The 15001-nt window shown below is 33.6% G+C and carries 13 protein-coding genes and 1 CRISPR repeat array (1 of these 14 cut by a window edge); of the genes, 11 read left to right on the top strand and 2 right to left on the bottom strand.

Going from position 1 to position 15001, the window contains the following annotated elements:
* A CRISPR array of direct repeats spans positions 1-1269; the repeat unit is 36 nt; unit sequence GTTTTAGATGGTTGTTAGATCAATGATGATTAGAAC (it extends 219 nt beyond the left edge of the window).
* Between the two features lie 316 nt (positions 1270-1585).
* Positions 1586-2773, bottom strand: coding sequence for a glycosyltransferase family 2 protein (locus ACYIAQ_RS07355; protein ID WP_483563187.1), 1188 nt, complete (start codon positions 2771-2773; stop codon positions 1586-1588).
* Between the two features lie 464 nt (positions 2774-3237).
* Complete coding sequence (locus ACYIAQ_RS07350) at positions 3238-4137, bottom strand: proline-specific peptidase family protein (protein ID WP_122017731.1); 900 nt, start codon at positions 4135-4137, stop codon at positions 3238-3240.
* A gap of 165 nt (positions 4138-4302) precedes the next feature.
* Here ACYIAQ_RS07350 and ACYIAQ_RS07345 point away from each other — a divergent pair, with 165 nt between their 5' ends.
* The 11 genes from ACYIAQ_RS07345 (at position 4303) to ACYIAQ_RS07295 (ending at position 14825) form a co-directional block, all read left to right on the top strand.
* On the top strand, positions 4303-5043 hold the full coding sequence (locus ACYIAQ_RS07345; RefSeq protein WP_483563186.1) for a PAS domain-containing protein: 741 nt from the start codon (positions 4303-4305) through the stop codon (positions 5041-5043).
* Positions 5044-5206: 163 nt separating this feature from the next.
* Positions 5207-5656 (top strand): DUF3290 domain-containing protein, encoded by a 450-nt coding sequence (locus tag ACYIAQ_RS07340; RefSeq protein ID WP_122017733.1) that lies wholly within the window; start codon positions 5207-5209, stop codon positions 5654-5656.
* A gap of 11 nt (positions 5657-5667) precedes the next feature.
* The gene (locus tag ACYIAQ_RS07335; RefSeq protein WP_122017734.1) at positions 5668-6303 is read left to right on the top strand and encodes a DUF421 domain-containing protein; all 636 of its coding nucleotides are present in this window, start codon (positions 5668-5670) and stop codon (positions 6301-6303) included.
* A 12-nt stretch (positions 6304-6315) separates the two neighbouring features.
* Entirely contained in the window at positions 6316-7140 is an 825-nt protein-coding gene (locus ACYIAQ_RS07330) for an SIR2 family NAD-dependent protein deacylase (RefSeq protein ID WP_483563185.1), read from the top strand.
* 9 nt (positions 7141-7149) lie between these two features.
* Entirely contained in the window at positions 7150-8103 is a 954-nt protein-coding gene (locus tag ACYIAQ_RS07325) for an exonuclease domain-containing protein (RefSeq protein ID WP_483563184.1), read from the top strand.
* A gap of 100 nt (positions 8104-8203) precedes the next feature.
* On the top strand, positions 8204-9076 hold the full coding sequence (locus ACYIAQ_RS07320; protein WP_483563183.1) for a DNA/RNA non-specific endonuclease: 873 nt from the start codon (positions 8204-8206) through the stop codon (positions 9074-9076).
* Between the two features lie 334 nt (positions 9077-9410).
* Positions 9411-10496: an ABC transporter ATP-binding protein gene (locus ACYIAQ_RS07315; RefSeq protein WP_483563182.1), complete on the top strand. Its 1086-nt coding sequence runs from the start codon at positions 9411-9413 to the stop codon at positions 10494-10496.
* Positions 10496-11362, top strand: a complete 867-nt coding sequence (locus tag ACYIAQ_RS07310) for a carbohydrate ABC transporter permease (protein ID WP_483563181.1) — start codon at positions 10496-10498, stop codon at positions 11360-11362. The genes ACYIAQ_RS07315 and ACYIAQ_RS07310 overlap by 1 nt, the downstream gene beginning before the upstream one ends.
* Positions 11363-12187: a carbohydrate ABC transporter permease gene (locus ACYIAQ_RS07305; protein ID WP_122022608.1), complete on the top strand. Its 825-nt coding sequence runs from the start codon at positions 11363-11365 to the stop codon at positions 12185-12187.
* Positions 12171-13466 (top strand): MBL fold metallo-hydrolase, encoded by a 1296-nt coding sequence (locus ACYIAQ_RS07300; RefSeq protein WP_483563180.1) that lies wholly within the window; start codon positions 12171-12173, stop codon positions 13464-13466. Before ACYIAQ_RS07305 ends, ACYIAQ_RS07300 begins: the two co-directional genes overlap by 17 nt.
* A gap of 48 nt (positions 13467-13514) precedes the next feature.
* Positions 13515-14825 carry an extracellular solute-binding protein gene (locus ACYIAQ_RS07295; RefSeq protein ID WP_483563179.1) on the top strand — a complete coding sequence of 437 codons (1311 nt, stop codon included), beginning with the start codon at positions 13515-13517 and terminating at the stop codon, positions 14823-14825.
* Positions 14826-15001: the final 176 nt, after the last annotated feature.

Raw genomic sequence — 15001 nt, 5'->3', positions numbered from 1 at the left:
AATGATGATTAGAACGGCGATATCAATATACGGTGCTCTTTTTCTGTTTTAGATGGTTGTTAGATCAATGATGATTAGAACTACAAAGCTTTAAATCTAATCAAGAACTAAGTTTTAGATGGTTGTTAGATCAATGATGATTAGAACTCAAAGAAATTAGGCCCAATTGGATTGTTGGTTTTAGATGGTTGTTAGATCAATGATGATTAGAACGAGAACTCAAATTGAATTTATGATTCAGGTGTTTTAGATGGTTGTTAGATCAATGATGATTAGAACTATATAAGTCTTTTAGACCCTCCATAACTAGTTTTAGATGGTTGTTAGATCAATGATGATTAGAACAGATAGTTGTGCTATAGTGTATTTGGTGCTGTTTTAGATGGTTGTTAGATCAATGATGATTAGAACAGAAAAATGCTCCAGAATTTCATACATTGCGTTTTAGATGGTTGTTAGATCAATGATGATTAGAACAAATTACACGACAGTATTACGTATGAAATAGTTTTAGATGGTTGTTAGATCAATGATGATTAGAACCATTCTTACCAGTAATTGCGTCCAAACCTTGTTTTAGATGGTTGTTAGATCAATGATGATTAGAACAAAAAACATATTTGTGTTCATGGAAATGCTGTTTTAGATGGTTGTTAGATCAATGATGATTAGAACATCTGCAATTCAATCGCGACTGACCACCGCGTTTTAGATGGTTGTTAGATCAATGATGATTAGAACATTCAGAACCTAAAAAACGAGTAAAAAACGGTTTTAGATGGTTGTTAGATCAATGATGATTAGAACTAAATATTCCTAAGAATACTTTGAGTAGGTGTTTTAGATGGTTGTTAGATCAATGATGATTAGAACTACCTCACTCTACGGAAGAAGGGTAAGTAAGTTTTAGATGGTTGTTAGATCAATGATGATTAGAACCCAAAGTTACTTGCACATTAGCTACTGCAAGTTTTAGATGGTTGTTAGATCAATGATGATTAGAACGGCACTAGCGTCAAGTAGGTACTAGGCTCAGTTTTAGATGGTTGTTAGATCAATGATGATTAGAACTATTATTGGTATACAATTCGTCAACATGTAGTTTTAGATGGTTGTTAGATCAATGATGATTAGAACGGTTAACCTTATCTCCGCTACTCTGACTAGGTTTTAGATGGTTGTTAGATCAATGATGATTAGAACAGCAATTAACGGACACAAGCCAGACGCTAAGTTTTAGATAGTTGTTAGATCAATGATGATCAAATCCCAAAAATGGTGTGGATAGTGTTTTAACCAGTTGTTTAGAAAAGATGCAAAACTTAATGTATTATTAACTAAAGAAAAAAATACATGTTTTAATTGTAAATATTATGTAGAAATTGTTCATCAACCTATTTCAGTTAAAGACGTTGTAAAACAAAATAAAGGATATTATTTCCTTGATGTTTTAGCTACAGTTATATTGTAATATTCACATTTAAAGGACTAATTATAAAATTATATATCTTATTTGATACAAACTAATGATACTAGAAAAGCACTAAACCACGTCCGGTTTAGCGCTTTTCTAGTATTGTATTAATTAAGAATGGCTGGTTTTATCCCATGAATTGTGTCCACTTAATTGTCTCACAATTGAACAAAAGGGAACAATAGCCAATACCCAGCGATATAAACTAAAACTGAAAACATTTTTTATAATTTGATTAAAACTCAATTTAATATTGCCTTCGGAGGCCTTTAATTGTTTTAAAACCATTAAAGTATTAGTTGTGTATTCGATACATAGCAACGCAAGTAATATACTGAAACTAAGTACGAAATTTGTATTTGCATAAAAAATTAAGACAAGAAAGGAAATAATAGAGGCTGGCGTAATTATAATCGATAAATAAGGCATTGTTAAAAATAAAATAATATCAACTTTAATCATAATCGGTATTTTATTGGATTTAATAATTTTAAAACCATATTTGGTTAAACATTGCAAACCGCCTTGACACCAGCGTATACGTTGTCTAATTAGTTTTTTAATAGTTTTGACACCTTCTTGTTGAACACTATCAATATTGATGAAAGTGCCAAAATATCCTTTAAGTAATCCTCTTAATGAAAATTCACAATCTTCCAGTAATGAAGTTGACCAACCGATGTCCTGCGCCATCGACATAGTAACAAATTGTCCATTGCCAGATGCCAAAGCTGATCCCCAATTGGTACGAATCATCTGTAGTAACCCGTTGTAAATTGATAATTCAAAATTCTGCATATTGATTAAATTAGAATCAGTATTAAAGATGTCTACTCGTGTTTGTACTAAGTCATAGTTCGAATATTCAAAAGCATGCCAAACTTTTATTAAATAATTACTGTTTAAATGACTATCGGCATCAACAATTCCTATGAGTGTACTTTGGGGAGTGTCAATATGAGAAATTCTTTTAATAGCATCTTCTAGAGCAGGTCCTTTGCCTTCTTGAGCATGAGGCTTAACTCGATGAATAACAATAACATTATTTATGAAGGAGTATTTCTGCAATAATTCTGTGGTACCATCATTAGAATCATCATCAATGAAAACCAATTTAAGATTGAAATTATTTTTGCATTGATCGTGAAGACTAAGTAATGCATCCATATTTTTTGTAAGACATGATATTTCATTCATTGCTGGAATTATTAGTAGCATTGTATTAAATGATCGTTGCTTTGTAGTATATTTTTCTTGTTTTATATGGGGGTTAAATGATAAATAGATACTCCAAGCCATACTTAAAGTAAATGCTATAAAGCTAATTAATAATATGATTTTTATAAAAATGTTTATTTTTTTCATCTCCAATTTTTGTGAAGACAAATGCTTGTTTATACTACTATTAGCTTTGAATAATTTGTTGTTTTTGAAAGTATATTTATACTGCGAATTATAAATTACGGTTTAAATATTAGCGATATATAGGTAATTATATAGATTTCTTTTGATTTATGCAATTTTTGACAGAATGTTTTTTAATAAGTTATAAATAGATATGTACTTATATATGTGCGTGTATAAACTTCTATAGATTAAAAATTATAAAATGTTTTTATAAAAATTATTGCTATTTAACCTGATTTGTGTGTGCTTGTAGTTTAAACGAAAATACTCAACTTTGATAATTATCAAAGTTGAGTATTACTACACTAATTTAAAATTCAAATGTGATGCTGTTATTTAGAATTATTACCTTTAACTTAATTTCTTTCGACTTCACGGATAAAGTCAGCTAGATGCTTATAATAAACATTCGGATTATCAACCATGTGGTGATGGCCACCATCTGGAGTAGTTACTAATTTAGAGTTAGGGATTTCTTTTTGCATAATTTTTGCTGTGGCAATTGGCATCGTTTCATTTTCACCAAAAGTTATTAAAGTTGGTACTTTAATATTTTTAAGCTGATCTCTAAAATGCCAATCTTTTAGTTTGCCAGTGATAACGAATTCATTATCACCTTGAAAAGTGTTATAAACAGCATTGCCACCAAGATCTTTTAAATGATATAGCTTAGATGGTTGGCGCCGATCAACAAAGTTGATATTTAAGATAGTAACATCTTCTTGGTAGCGGGGATTAGCGTAATCATTATTTTTTTCGCATTCGTGCATAAAATCGATTTCAGTTTGCGACAAGATTTCTTGACGGCGACGATTGACAGCTTTAACGTAATCATCGATCTCATCAACCATTGATGAAATAATTGCTCCTTTTAAATGCTGCCCATATTTAACAGCATATTCTTGGACAAGTAATCCACCCCAACTTTGACCAATTAAGTAAAAATTATCTAGACCTAATTTAGCACGAACCTCGTCTACTTCATCTAAGAAGTAGTCATAGGTAAGATATTTAGCAGCAATCTTAGGATCAGAATAATCTGGCTGATCAGAATAGAGTGAACCTAATTGATCATACATCGTAACTTGAACATTTAAGCCTTGCTTTTCTAACTGTTCTGCGGTGTCTTCCCAATATTCGTGATTGCCACCAGGTCCGCCATGAAGTGCTAATAAATGGATGTCTCCATGTCCTTGGGTATTAGTCCATAGATGGTAACCATTGTTTAATGTGATTATTTGGGTACCTGTTTTCATATTTTTCTCCTTTATTAATTAATCTCAGTTTCTCTTTTAGCTTATCATAGATGAAAGAAAACATGGAATGATCAATTATAATTTTATATTTAGTTATAGCATATTTTATTAAAAGTTATCGTGCTAAAATTTAAGGGGAGAAGTTTAATTTTTAGGAGGGAAATTATGGCAGAACCAGATTGGTTACGGCAAATGGATGCTGAAGAATATTTAAAAGAAGATTTTACGGCTAGTGGACAGGGTCGGTATACTATTGCAGGAATTGATAAGAATGACCCTAACTGGCTTGAGCAAGCTGCGAATAAGACTCATGCGGCTAGTGGTGATGATTACGTCAAGTTAGATAGTGGTTTGCTGACAGTTAATCAATTAAATTGGATGTTACGTAATACAATTGGAGAGTTAACTTTTGTTGATAATAATAATCAATTTTTATGGTATAATCGCCCAGTTGATCCTCAAACTAAAATGAAAGCTAAAAGAATTCCTGAACAAGTTGGTGATTCAATGGGAGAAGTTCATCCTGATGTCCGTGATGTAATTCCATCAGCTAAAAAAGTTGCGCATGCCTTGCGCAAAAAGCAGGATGGTCATAATGAAGTTTTTATGCCTGTCCCAACAGGAAACTTACATGAACTGGTTTTACATTATTACAAACGAGTTGAAGACGATGAAGGCAATTATGCAGGTATCTATGAATGGGTGCAAGATTTATATCCACTAGTTAAATATTTTTGCGAAACAACGGGTCAAAAATTAGTAATGGATTCTGATGCAACTTCGGGTGCAACCTATCGAAGAAATTCTAATTCAGATTCAATTTCTGGTGCTTCAACTAAAGCAGAATCAGAACTAGAAAAGCAGAAGTCTGATATTCAAACTGGTGCATCATCAAGTAAAGATTAGAAGTAGTGAGTAGTTCAATTCTACTCACTTTTTGTTATACTATTATTATATATAATTATTAGCGCATAAATATCATTCAGTAATTTTGCGTCTAGTCGTAAATTAATTCATTAAACACCGCTCATATGAACGATGCTAGTTTTTTTAGTAAGGGTGACATATTATGACTTTTTACACACTTAAGTATATTGAGCGAAATCAAAATACCAATAAAACAATTCTGTATGCTTTAATTGCAATTGCCGCGTTGACATTGATTGCTTTTACGGTTCTTTATCTTCGCCATCGTTTTGACACAAGATACCGTGATTTGGGAATTATTGCTTTATTATTCTTGTTACTATTTGTTGGTACGCAATATGAAAAATATGTTCAAACAAATTTAGTTGAGTCACGTTCAGAACAGATCGCACCGTTTATTAAATCAATTGCTAAGGACTATCAAGTGGCTAACTCGGATGTCTTAGTAAATTCAACTACTTTAGAAAATGGCATTATTGTCCGGATTGACTCAAAAGATAAAGATTATCAATTGGAATTGAATAATGATAACAATAGTTATTCATTAAAACAGGCACATGTGATTAACCATCAAGTAGATATTAAAAATTAGGAGGTACAAGAATGGATTATACACAGCTCTTTATCAAATTTGTTTTAGGTGTGGTAACATTAATTTTTCAGATTAATGTTTTTGGTAAAAGTAATATTGCCCCGACAACTGCACTAGATCAATTACAAAACTATGTTCTTGGTGGCATTATTGGTGGTGTTATCTACAATGCTAATATTAATGTTTTACAGTTTTTATTAGTTTTGATAGTTTGGACCTTAGTAGTCTTTATTTTGAAATATGCACGTGAGCATAGCAATGTGATTCGAACATTGATTGATGGCAAACCGATTCAAATTATTAAAAATGGTAAGGTTTTAGTTAAAAATTGTCTTTCTGTTGGTATTTCTGCTAATGAGTTGATGTTTAAGTTGCGTAGCCAAGGAATTTATTCAGTTGAGAAGGTTAAGAACTGTATTTTTGAAAAAAATGGCCAATTGACTGTAATCAAAAAGGATGAAAAGAATTTACATTTTCCATTAATCAATGATGGTCAAATTAATCAAGATGCACTTGAATTCCTGAATAAGGATGAGGACTGGTTACAAGAAGAGATTAAAAAAGCTGGTTACCAAGATGTTAGTGATGTTTTTTTAGCTGATGTCGATGATGGTCAAGTTTCCTTTACTGGTTATGATCGAAAGTAGAAAAAGGTATTAATGGATAATTTGAATAAAGCATATCAATTAATTGACGATGCTGATGTAGTTGTCGTTACAGCGGGCAATGGTCTAGCAAAAATTGAAGGCCTGGATTTACTGGGACAGACAAACTTTTCCCAAGAATTTCCAGAAATTTTTAAAAACTATGGTGTCCTTTCAGTTGGGACTGCACTAGATTTGAAAAAGTTATCATGGAAGCAGCGCTGGTCAATATGGAGTGAATTTATCCAGAAGTATTCTCTAACTTATGAACCAAGTGTCACAATGAGGCAGTTAAAACAACTTCTGGAAAATAAAGAATATTTCATAGCTACATCTACGTTTGCTAATTTCTTTGAAAAAGCAGGTTTTAATAAAAAACGCCTTTTTAATATTTTTGGAAATTGGACTAAAATGCAGTGCTCCAGCGGTGTTAATCATGGCTTACAAGATGATACTGCGGTAGTTCAACAGTTTTTATCCGCTAAAGATAATACGAGGGAGCTTGCGTCTTTAGTTCCTCAATGTACAGTTTGTGGTCAGCCAATGGAAATTCATTTGCCATTGAATGATCATTTTTATCCAGATACTGATGACAATGCCCGTTTTCGTTGGTTTTTAACCGGAAGTGAAAATAAAAGAACTGTCTTTTTGGAACTGGGCGTTGATGAAACGAGTCCACAATTGCTTAACCCGGTTTTACACCTGGTAGAAGAATATGAGCAGTGGTCGTATGTTGCTGCTGATTTAAAGAAAGAGCGTCTTCCCGAGAGTATCAATAAGCGAAGCGTGGCAGTTAATGCTGATAGTAAAAGCTTACTGGCAGCCCTAGTTAAAGGATAATAAATTGTAATGAGTATTTTTATTAAAAACGGTATATTACATGTCTCAGGTGCACAAGATCAAATACGGGCTAAAGGTCAAGAACGACCAGGATTTATTGCTGACTACACCTTGCTTGATATTGAGACGACGGGTCTAAATCCATATCGTGATCATGTGACTGAATTGGGAGCGATTAAGGTACGTGATAATGAGATTGTTGATCAATTTAGCCAGTTAGTTGTCTACCCGCGTTCAAATCATGTCCCTGCTTTCATAACTAAGCTTAATGGAATTGCAGAAGAGCAATTGCTTGAACAAGGAATGCCTATTAAAGAAGCAATGACATTATTTCGTCAATTTATTGGAAAAGATATTATTATTGGCTATAACGTAAATTTTGATTTGAATTTTTTGTATGATCTTACTAAAAAATTTAAGTTACCCATCTTAAATAATGATTACGTTGATGTTTTACGATTGGCTAGAGTATATTATCCTTATAAGCATAATCGACTGCTGGACTGTATGCAACGAGCGGGGATTGCCGAAACTGAAGAACATCATGGCTTAGCAGATTCGATTGCCACCAAAAAAGTGTATGATGATTTTCGTAATCACTTTACAATTGATTTACTTCAAAAAGCGCAGACCAAAATTAAAAATATTGATTTATTAGAACGACCATTGCAATCATGGGAAAGAGGTTTTCATAATCCCATTAGTAATAAAAAGATTGTCTTAACTGGTAAACTGAATATGGATCAATCTGAAGCTACTATAATGATAAATAATCTTGGGGGACAATTTCAAGATTTAGTTCAAGCAGATACAGATTACTTGGTCATGGGCGATCATGACTTCTTTAAGAAGAATAATCCAATTTGGCAACAAGCCCAAAAATATAATCTTGCTGGTAGTAAAATTAAACGTTTAACTGAACGTTATTTTTTAAATTTACTTGATGAATGGGCCAGAAATTAATAATTGAAAAGTGAGCTTGGCTGGTAGGCTATTTTGTATTAGTTGCAAACAGTAGTTCGATTGATTATACTTGATTATTATTAATCAAGGAGCATATTGGATGGCACGCAGACGTAGAAGAACTAACAGAAAGAGTAACAATAATTTTTGGACAGTTGTCATTATCATCTTATTTCTGTTTTGGTTTATTTCCACTAAAGGTGGAAGCGATCCTAATGGTCATCAAGTTATCAATCGAATAACTCAAAACCAGCATAATTCCATTAACAATCAAATTGAACAGGCAAAGCCAGCAGAAAAAGTATATGGAGGATTATCAAAGTCAGACTACCAAAAATTGGCTCAACTTGATTTTAAAAGTGGTGATTCAGCTTATATTACGGTAAATAATGATCATTCAACATTAATTAAAAGTGCTTGGAGAGTCAATCGAGTTATCTATTCAAATTTGGATAATTTAAATAGAACGTCACATTCAAATACGGCTTTTTTGGAAAAAAGAAATGTTGCTAGCGACGAATTAAGGGTTCGTCAATTTGTTGAGCCGACAGCTTGGCACTATAACCGTCATAATGATACACAAATTTATAATCGTGGTCATATGATAGCCTACTCAGTTTCCGCTGGAATTGATTTAGAGGGTAATTATAATCCGAGGAATCTTTCAGGTGATCAAAATAATCCCAAAAATTTATTTACGCAATCGGCTTTTTCTAATCAAAAAATTCAGACAATTTTTGAAAGCAGGGTGCGTCGAGCATTGCGGCAAAATCAACGAGTGATCTATCAGGCAACACCGATTTTTCGTAATAATGAATTAATGGCTCGCGGAATAAATTTACAGGCAATTTCAACCGATGGGGGTTTGGATTTTAACGTTTACTTGTTTAATGTACAGCCAGGATTCTCTTTTGATTATAATAATGGTCGTGCACGAATTGATCATGAACTGCAAGTTAAAGAAGAATATTAGTTATAAAAAGCCACTGCTATTGCAGTGGCTTTTTATAACTAAATGTTCGGATAATTCGATTTATTATTGAATTATACTAGATATGGTAATAGTAGTAAGAAAAGCCAGGAGTTTATCTTATGATGATTATACTTAAAAATAAGAACATTATATGAAAAAAAAGTTATAATAATTAATAAATGTAGGTAAAATTACGAATATTTGAGACTTAAGATATTTAATTCTATGCAAAGACCGAATATTTAATTAGGCAAATAAAGTTGTGTTTATAACAAATTTATTTTAAAATTAAAATTGAAAACATGTTAGATACAAGATATAGTGGTGCAATTTTATGGATAACAACAAATTTGTCGAAGTTAAAAATCTAAGAAAAGTATATGATAATGGCCATGAAGCTATTAAGAATGTAAGCTTTTCAGTTAAAAAAGGTGATTTAGTTTGTTTGTTAGGGCCATCAGGCTGTGGGAAAACAACCATTTTAAATATTTTAGCTGGTTTACTTAATCCAACGTCGGGCGAAATTTTATTTGATGGAAAATCAGTAGTAGAAGTTGCACCAAAGGATCGTCAAATTGGTTATGTTTTTCAAAATTATGCATTATATCCGCATATGAATGTACTTCAGAATGTCATGTTTCCGTTAACAGTGGGTAAAAATAAAAAGTCAAAAGCTCAGGCACGTGAAATTGCTCAAAAATATATGAAATTAACTCAAATTACGGATATTGCTGATCAAAAACCAGGCAACTTATCTGGCGGACAGCAGCAACGTGTAGCAATTGCACGAGCACTGGTTCAAGAACCAAAAATCCTCTTAATGGATGAACCGTTAAGCAATCTTGATGCAAGACTAAGACTAAAAATCCGTGAAGAAATTCGCTCATTGGTTAAATCCGTTGGAATTACAACTTTATTTGTGACTCATGATCAAGAAGAAGCTCTTTCGATTGGGGATAAAATTATTTTGTTCAATGATGGTGTAATCCAACAGGATGATTTGGGTGAAAACTTCTATTTAGAGCCAAATAATTATTTTGTAGCAAACTTTGTTGGTAATCCAGTAATTAATAATTTCAAGATAACAAAAAGTGCCAATGAATTACGTACTAAATACTTCACTTTGGATTTGGCTAAACTTAATCAGCAACGTTTTAAACGCCAGTTAGTTGATGGTGATTATATATTATCTGTTAGACCGGAAAATATTATACCTGAAGAAGGAGGCGTTTTTCATACAAAAGTGGCGGATGTTGAACTAATTGGTCGTGAGCGAATTTTGAAATTTAATTATGATCAAGTCCAAGGCCGTTCATTAGTGAGCTTGGAATCTTCAATCAAACGAGGAGACGAGATTGATCTTAAGATAAGATTAGATCGGGCATTTATTTTTACAACTGATGGGGAGCGCGTCTACTAATGAAAACTAATCAAAAAAAGGCATGGCTTTTCTTAGCACCAACAATAATTTTTGTAACTTTGTTTAGTATTTATCCTATTTTGCGGGCTTTTAGCATGAGTTTTCAGAATGGTCCACTAATTAATTTGACTTGGGCAGGCTTTAATAATTATCAATATATTTTTAAAGATCCTGAATTTTGGTTAGCAATTAAGAATACTGTTCTTTATGCGGTAATTTCAGTTCCGATAGGGTTAGCAATTTCTATCATGTTGGCGTGGATTATTTTTGCCAAGGTAAAACACAAATCTTTATTTGAGACCACCTTTTTTATGCCATATGTTACCTCAACGATTGCGATTGGAATTGTCTTTCGCTATATCTTCAACGGTGATTACGGGATGCTCAATTTTTTGCTCAGGAGCATTCATTTACCAGCACCTGATTGGATTGATGATCCGGCAATGTCATTGACAACAATTATTATTTTTGGGATATGGACGTCATTAGCATTTAATATTGTCATATTGATGGGGGCGCTGAGAAATATTGACCCTAGTTTTTATACGATTGCCGATATGTATGGCGCTAGTGGCAGAGATAAATTTTGGCGGATTACGATGCCAGAGCTTGTTCCAACGCTTGCTTTTTTGTTAACGATGAACATCATTGGTGCATTTAAGATTTATACATCGGTTTACGCACTTTTCAACGGACAAGCTGGAGTGGGTAATTCTGGAACAACTGCTGTTTTTTATATTTATAATAAATTTCAAATTGTTGGGACACCTGGTGTTGCGATGGCTGCAACAGTAATTTTATTTTTAATTATTTTGTTTGCAACTTTTTTGCAACGGAAAATGATGAAGAAGATAGGAGAAAATTAAATGAAACGAATTCGCTTGGGCGTCTTGCTTAGTTATATTATCCTATTCATCTTTGCGATTGTTACTGTCTTTCCTTTTATTTATATGATTTTGGGTGGCTTAATGAGTTTTCAAGAAACCACTTCAATTCCGCCGACATTGTTTCCCCATCACTTTGAATGGTCAAACTATGCGAAGGTTTTTGCTAGAGCTCCTTTTGCTCGGTACTTTTTTAATACGATTTTAACGGCAAGCATTACAACGATAATTAGTTTATTTAACTCACTTTTGGGTGCGTTTGCCATGGTCAATTTAAACTTTAAAGGTAAGAAAATTGTGCAGCTGGTTCTATTATCTCTTTTGATGGTTCCTGGGGAGGCAATAATTTTTACTAACTACAATACCATTGCACACATGGGATTGCTAAATACTTATATTGGTCTAGTTTTGCCGTTTTTGACATCAATTTTCTATATGTATTACTTGCAGAGCTATTTTAGCTCTATTTCTACGACAATTTACAAAGCAGCGATGATTGATGGTGCTAGTGATTGGGACTACATCTGGAAAATTCTGGTTCCAATGTCTAAGGGAGGTTTATTTACCGTAGGTTTGCTTAGTTTCATTTCGGGTTGGAATTCTTTTCTTTGGCCTCTGTTAGTAACTAATGAAGATACTATGCGCTTATTGAATAATGGATTGTCTTCATTTGCTTCAGATGCTGGAAGTGAAACACAATTGCAACTTGCTGCAGCAACCTTAACGGTTTTGCCAATTTTGGTTTTGTATTTGCTTTTTAGAAAACAAATAATCAAGGGGGTAGTGCGCAATGATCTCAAGGGCTAGGACATCCATTACTTTTTATAATGGATTGACGACAATTGGGGGACCCATGATTGAGGTTGCCTATGATAAATCGCATGTGCTTTTCGACTTGGGTGAGGTTTATCGTCCAGAGTTAACTTTACCTGATGAAAAATATCAAACTTTACTAAGTCACCATTTAATTGGTGATGTGCCCGATTTTTACGATCCGCTACTAACGGGAAAAACACTTGATCATGTTAAATGGAAACATGCCGCTGCATATATATCACATTTACATTTAGATCACAGCAAAGCCATAAACTTTTTGGCACCCGAAATTCCACTTTATGCAGGAAAACTAACGGCGCAATTGTTGCCAGTTTTAAATGAGCATGGTGATTTTCTTTTACCAGCAGCTGGTCACGATATAAGTTATACTAGACCAATTATAGCTGCTAATTATAAAGAGCCAATTAAGGTGGGAAAGATCACTTTGGAAATTTGGCCAAGTGATCATGATGCTTATGGAGCAACGGGTTTGATAATTACAACACCAAATAAAAAAATTGCTTATACAGGCGATATTCGCCTTCATGGTTATCATCCTGATCGGGTTCATCAATTTTTACAGGCTGCAAAAGGCTGTGATGCTCTAATTATTGAAGGTACTGGTGTCTCTTGGCCAGAAGAGAGACATGAACCAAGTAGTGAGGAATTTACTGGTCCGAAAAATGAAATTGAATTAATAAATCGGATTGTTCAGCTTGAGCAAGAGAACCCTAAGCGGCAAATAACTTTTAATACCTATCCAACCAATGTAGAGCGTTTGCTACGGATTATTGCAGAATCACCGCGTCAAGTTGTACTTCACGCACCGCGAGCTCACCTATTAAAAAGGAGTTTGGACTTGGATAATCCATACTATTACTTGCCAAAAGAAAAACAATTTGCCGATTTGAAGTCGGAGTTAGCAATTCCTTATCAAAAATTGCTAACTGATGATTGTGATTACTTTTGGCAGGTGGATAGTAACTATGATAACTTGCAACGTGGGGGATTATATATCCATTCTAATGCCGAGCCGCTTGGTGATTTTGATCCAGCGTATGGTCTGTTCATGCAAGCATTAGTAAATAACCAGATTGAGTTTAAAACATTGCGTTGTTCTGGTCATGCTGACGAGAAAGAGCTCAATGAAATTATTGGCGAGGTTCAGCCACAGGCACTTATTCCGGTGCACACATTGCATCCGGAGCTGGAAGAGAATCCATTCGGAGAACGGATTTTACCTAAGCGTAATGAAACAATTACGCTTTAGTTAATCAAAAATTGTTGTTTAGTTTTTAATTTTTGGGAGGTTTACCAAATGAAGTTTAGTAAAAAACTTACCGCAGTATTTGCTGTTGGTTTGACTTTGATCGGAACTGCTGCTTGTTCTAATGGCGGCAACCAGTCTTCTTCGTCTAGTTCTAAAAGCACTGAAAAAATTGCCAAAGTGACTAAAAAGACTGAAATTGTCTTTTGGCACGGAATGCCAGGTGTACAGCAGGAAACGCTAAAAGAATTGACACAGGAGTTTGAAAAAGAAAATCCGAAGATTAAGGTAAAGTTGGAAAATCAAGGAGCATATAATGACTTGCAAGCTAAGATTAATTCTACCTTGCAGTCGCCAAATAACTTGCCAACAATTACACAGGCTTATCCGGATTGGCTTTATACAGCTGCCAAAAATAAAATGTTGGTTGATTTAACGCCGTACATTAATAACAAAGATGTTGGTTGGGGTAGTAGCAAAGCTTCTGATATCAAGCCAGCCTTACTTGATGGTTCAAAGATTGCTGGTGTGCAATACGGAATTCCATTCAATAAGTCGATAGAATCATTAACTTACAATGCAAACATCTTTAAGAAATATGGTATTAAAAAAGCACCATCAACAATGGACGAATTGAAAAAGGATGCACAAATTATTTATACTAAGAGTAATCATAAAGTGGTTGGTGCAGGTTTTGATTCCCTTTCCAATTATTATGTCTTAGGGATGAAGAATGAAGGTAATGATTTTTCAAACAAAATTAATTTTAATGGCGCTGCATCTAAGAAAGTTATTAATTACTATGCCGATGGTATCAAAGCTGGTTACTTTAGAGTAGCTGGTTCAGAACATTATCTTTCAGGACCATTTGCTAATCAAAAAATTGCAATGTTTATTGGTACGTCTGCTGGTGAAGGCTTTGTAAAGCAAGGTGTTGGAAATAAATTCACCTATGATGTTGCCCCGCGTCCAGGTAAATACACTATGTCACAAGGAACTGACATTTACATGTTTAAACATGCAACAGCTGATCAAAAGGCAGCAGCATTTATTTATATTAAGTTCTTAACTTCAAAGGCAAGTCAACTTAAGTGGGCAAATGCTACGGGTTATATTCCGGTTAATAATGCTGCTGCTGAATCTCCTGAGTACAAAAACAGTAAAAAGATTAAATTGCCTGCTAAGTTAGAAGATGCTATGAAGAACTTATATAGTATCCCAGTTGTTAAGGATGCAGGTGCTGCATATGGTCAACTGAGTCCAATCATGCAAAACATTTTAGCAGCCGCTCAGAAAAATCAAGATGTCAATAGTGCAATTGATTCCGGTAAGTCAAAATTTGCTGCTGCTTGGAAGCAATAAACTAAATAACAATTGAAAGTTTGAAATTAAGTCCAATTAAGATTTTTTTGAAAAACTTTGATTAAGCGTTAAGTTGTACCCTGTAATTAACGGTGATACAGGCTTAACGCTTTTTTGATGTATAAATTTTAGTATTAGCTCTTTCTAATCATATTTACATAAAGAAAGTAAAACTG

It is taken from the genome of Lactobacillus sp. X-49 (assembly GCF_057063645.1).
Note: the sequence above shows the minus strand (reverse complement) of the source record. Positions and strands in the feature narration are given on the sequence as shown.

Bases quoted from the DNA above. Each gene is read 5' to 3' on its own strand.
- ACYIAQ_RS07320 (WP_483563183.1), top strand. From the start codon at position 8,204: ATGGCACGCAGACGTAGAAGAACTAACAGAAAGAGTAACAATAATTTT.
- ACYIAQ_RS07305 (WP_122022608.1), top strand. From the start codon at position 11,363: ATGAAACGAATTCGCTTGGGCGTCTTGCTTAGTTATATTATCCTATTC.
- ACYIAQ_RS07335 (WP_122017734.1), top strand. From the start codon at position 5,668: ATGGATTATACACAGCTCTTTATCAAATTTGTTTTAGGTGTGGTAACA.
- ACYIAQ_RS07310 (WP_483563181.1), top strand. From the start codon at position 10,496: ATGAAAACTAATCAAAAAAAGGCATGGCTTTTCTTAGCACCAACAATA.
- ACYIAQ_RS07340 (WP_122017733.1), top strand. From the start codon at position 5,207: ATGACTTTTTACACACTTAAGTATATTGAGCGAAATCAAAATACCAAT.
- ACYIAQ_RS07330 (WP_483563185.1), top strand. From the start codon at position 6,316: ATGGATAATTTGAATAAAGCATATCAATTAATTGACGATGCTGATGTA.
- ACYIAQ_RS07325 (WP_483563184.1), top strand. From the start codon at position 7,150: ATGAGTATTTTTATTAAAAACGGTATATTACATGTCTCAGGTGCACAA.
- ACYIAQ_RS07345 (WP_483563186.1), top strand. From the start codon at position 4,303: ATGGCAGAACCAGATTGGTTACGGCAAATGGATGCTGAAGAATATTTA.
- ACYIAQ_RS07350 (WP_122017731.1), bottom strand. From the start codon at position 4,137: ATGAAAACAGGTACCCAAATAATCACATTAAACAATGGTTACCATCTA.
- ACYIAQ_RS07300 (WP_483563180.1), top strand. From the start codon at position 12,171: ATGATCTCAAGGGCTAGGACATCCATTACTTTTTATAATGGATTGACG.
- ACYIAQ_RS07315 (WP_483563182.1), top strand. From the start codon at position 9,411: ATGGATAACAACAAATTTGTCGAAGTTAAAAATCTAAGAAAAGTATAT.
- ACYIAQ_RS07355 (WP_483563187.1), bottom strand. From the start codon at position 2,773: ATGGCTTGGAGTATCTATTTATCATTTAACCCCCATATAAAACAAGAA.
- ACYIAQ_RS07295 (WP_483563179.1), top strand. From the start codon at position 13,515: ATGAAGTTTAGTAAAAAACTTACCGCAGTATTTGCTGTTGGTTTGACT.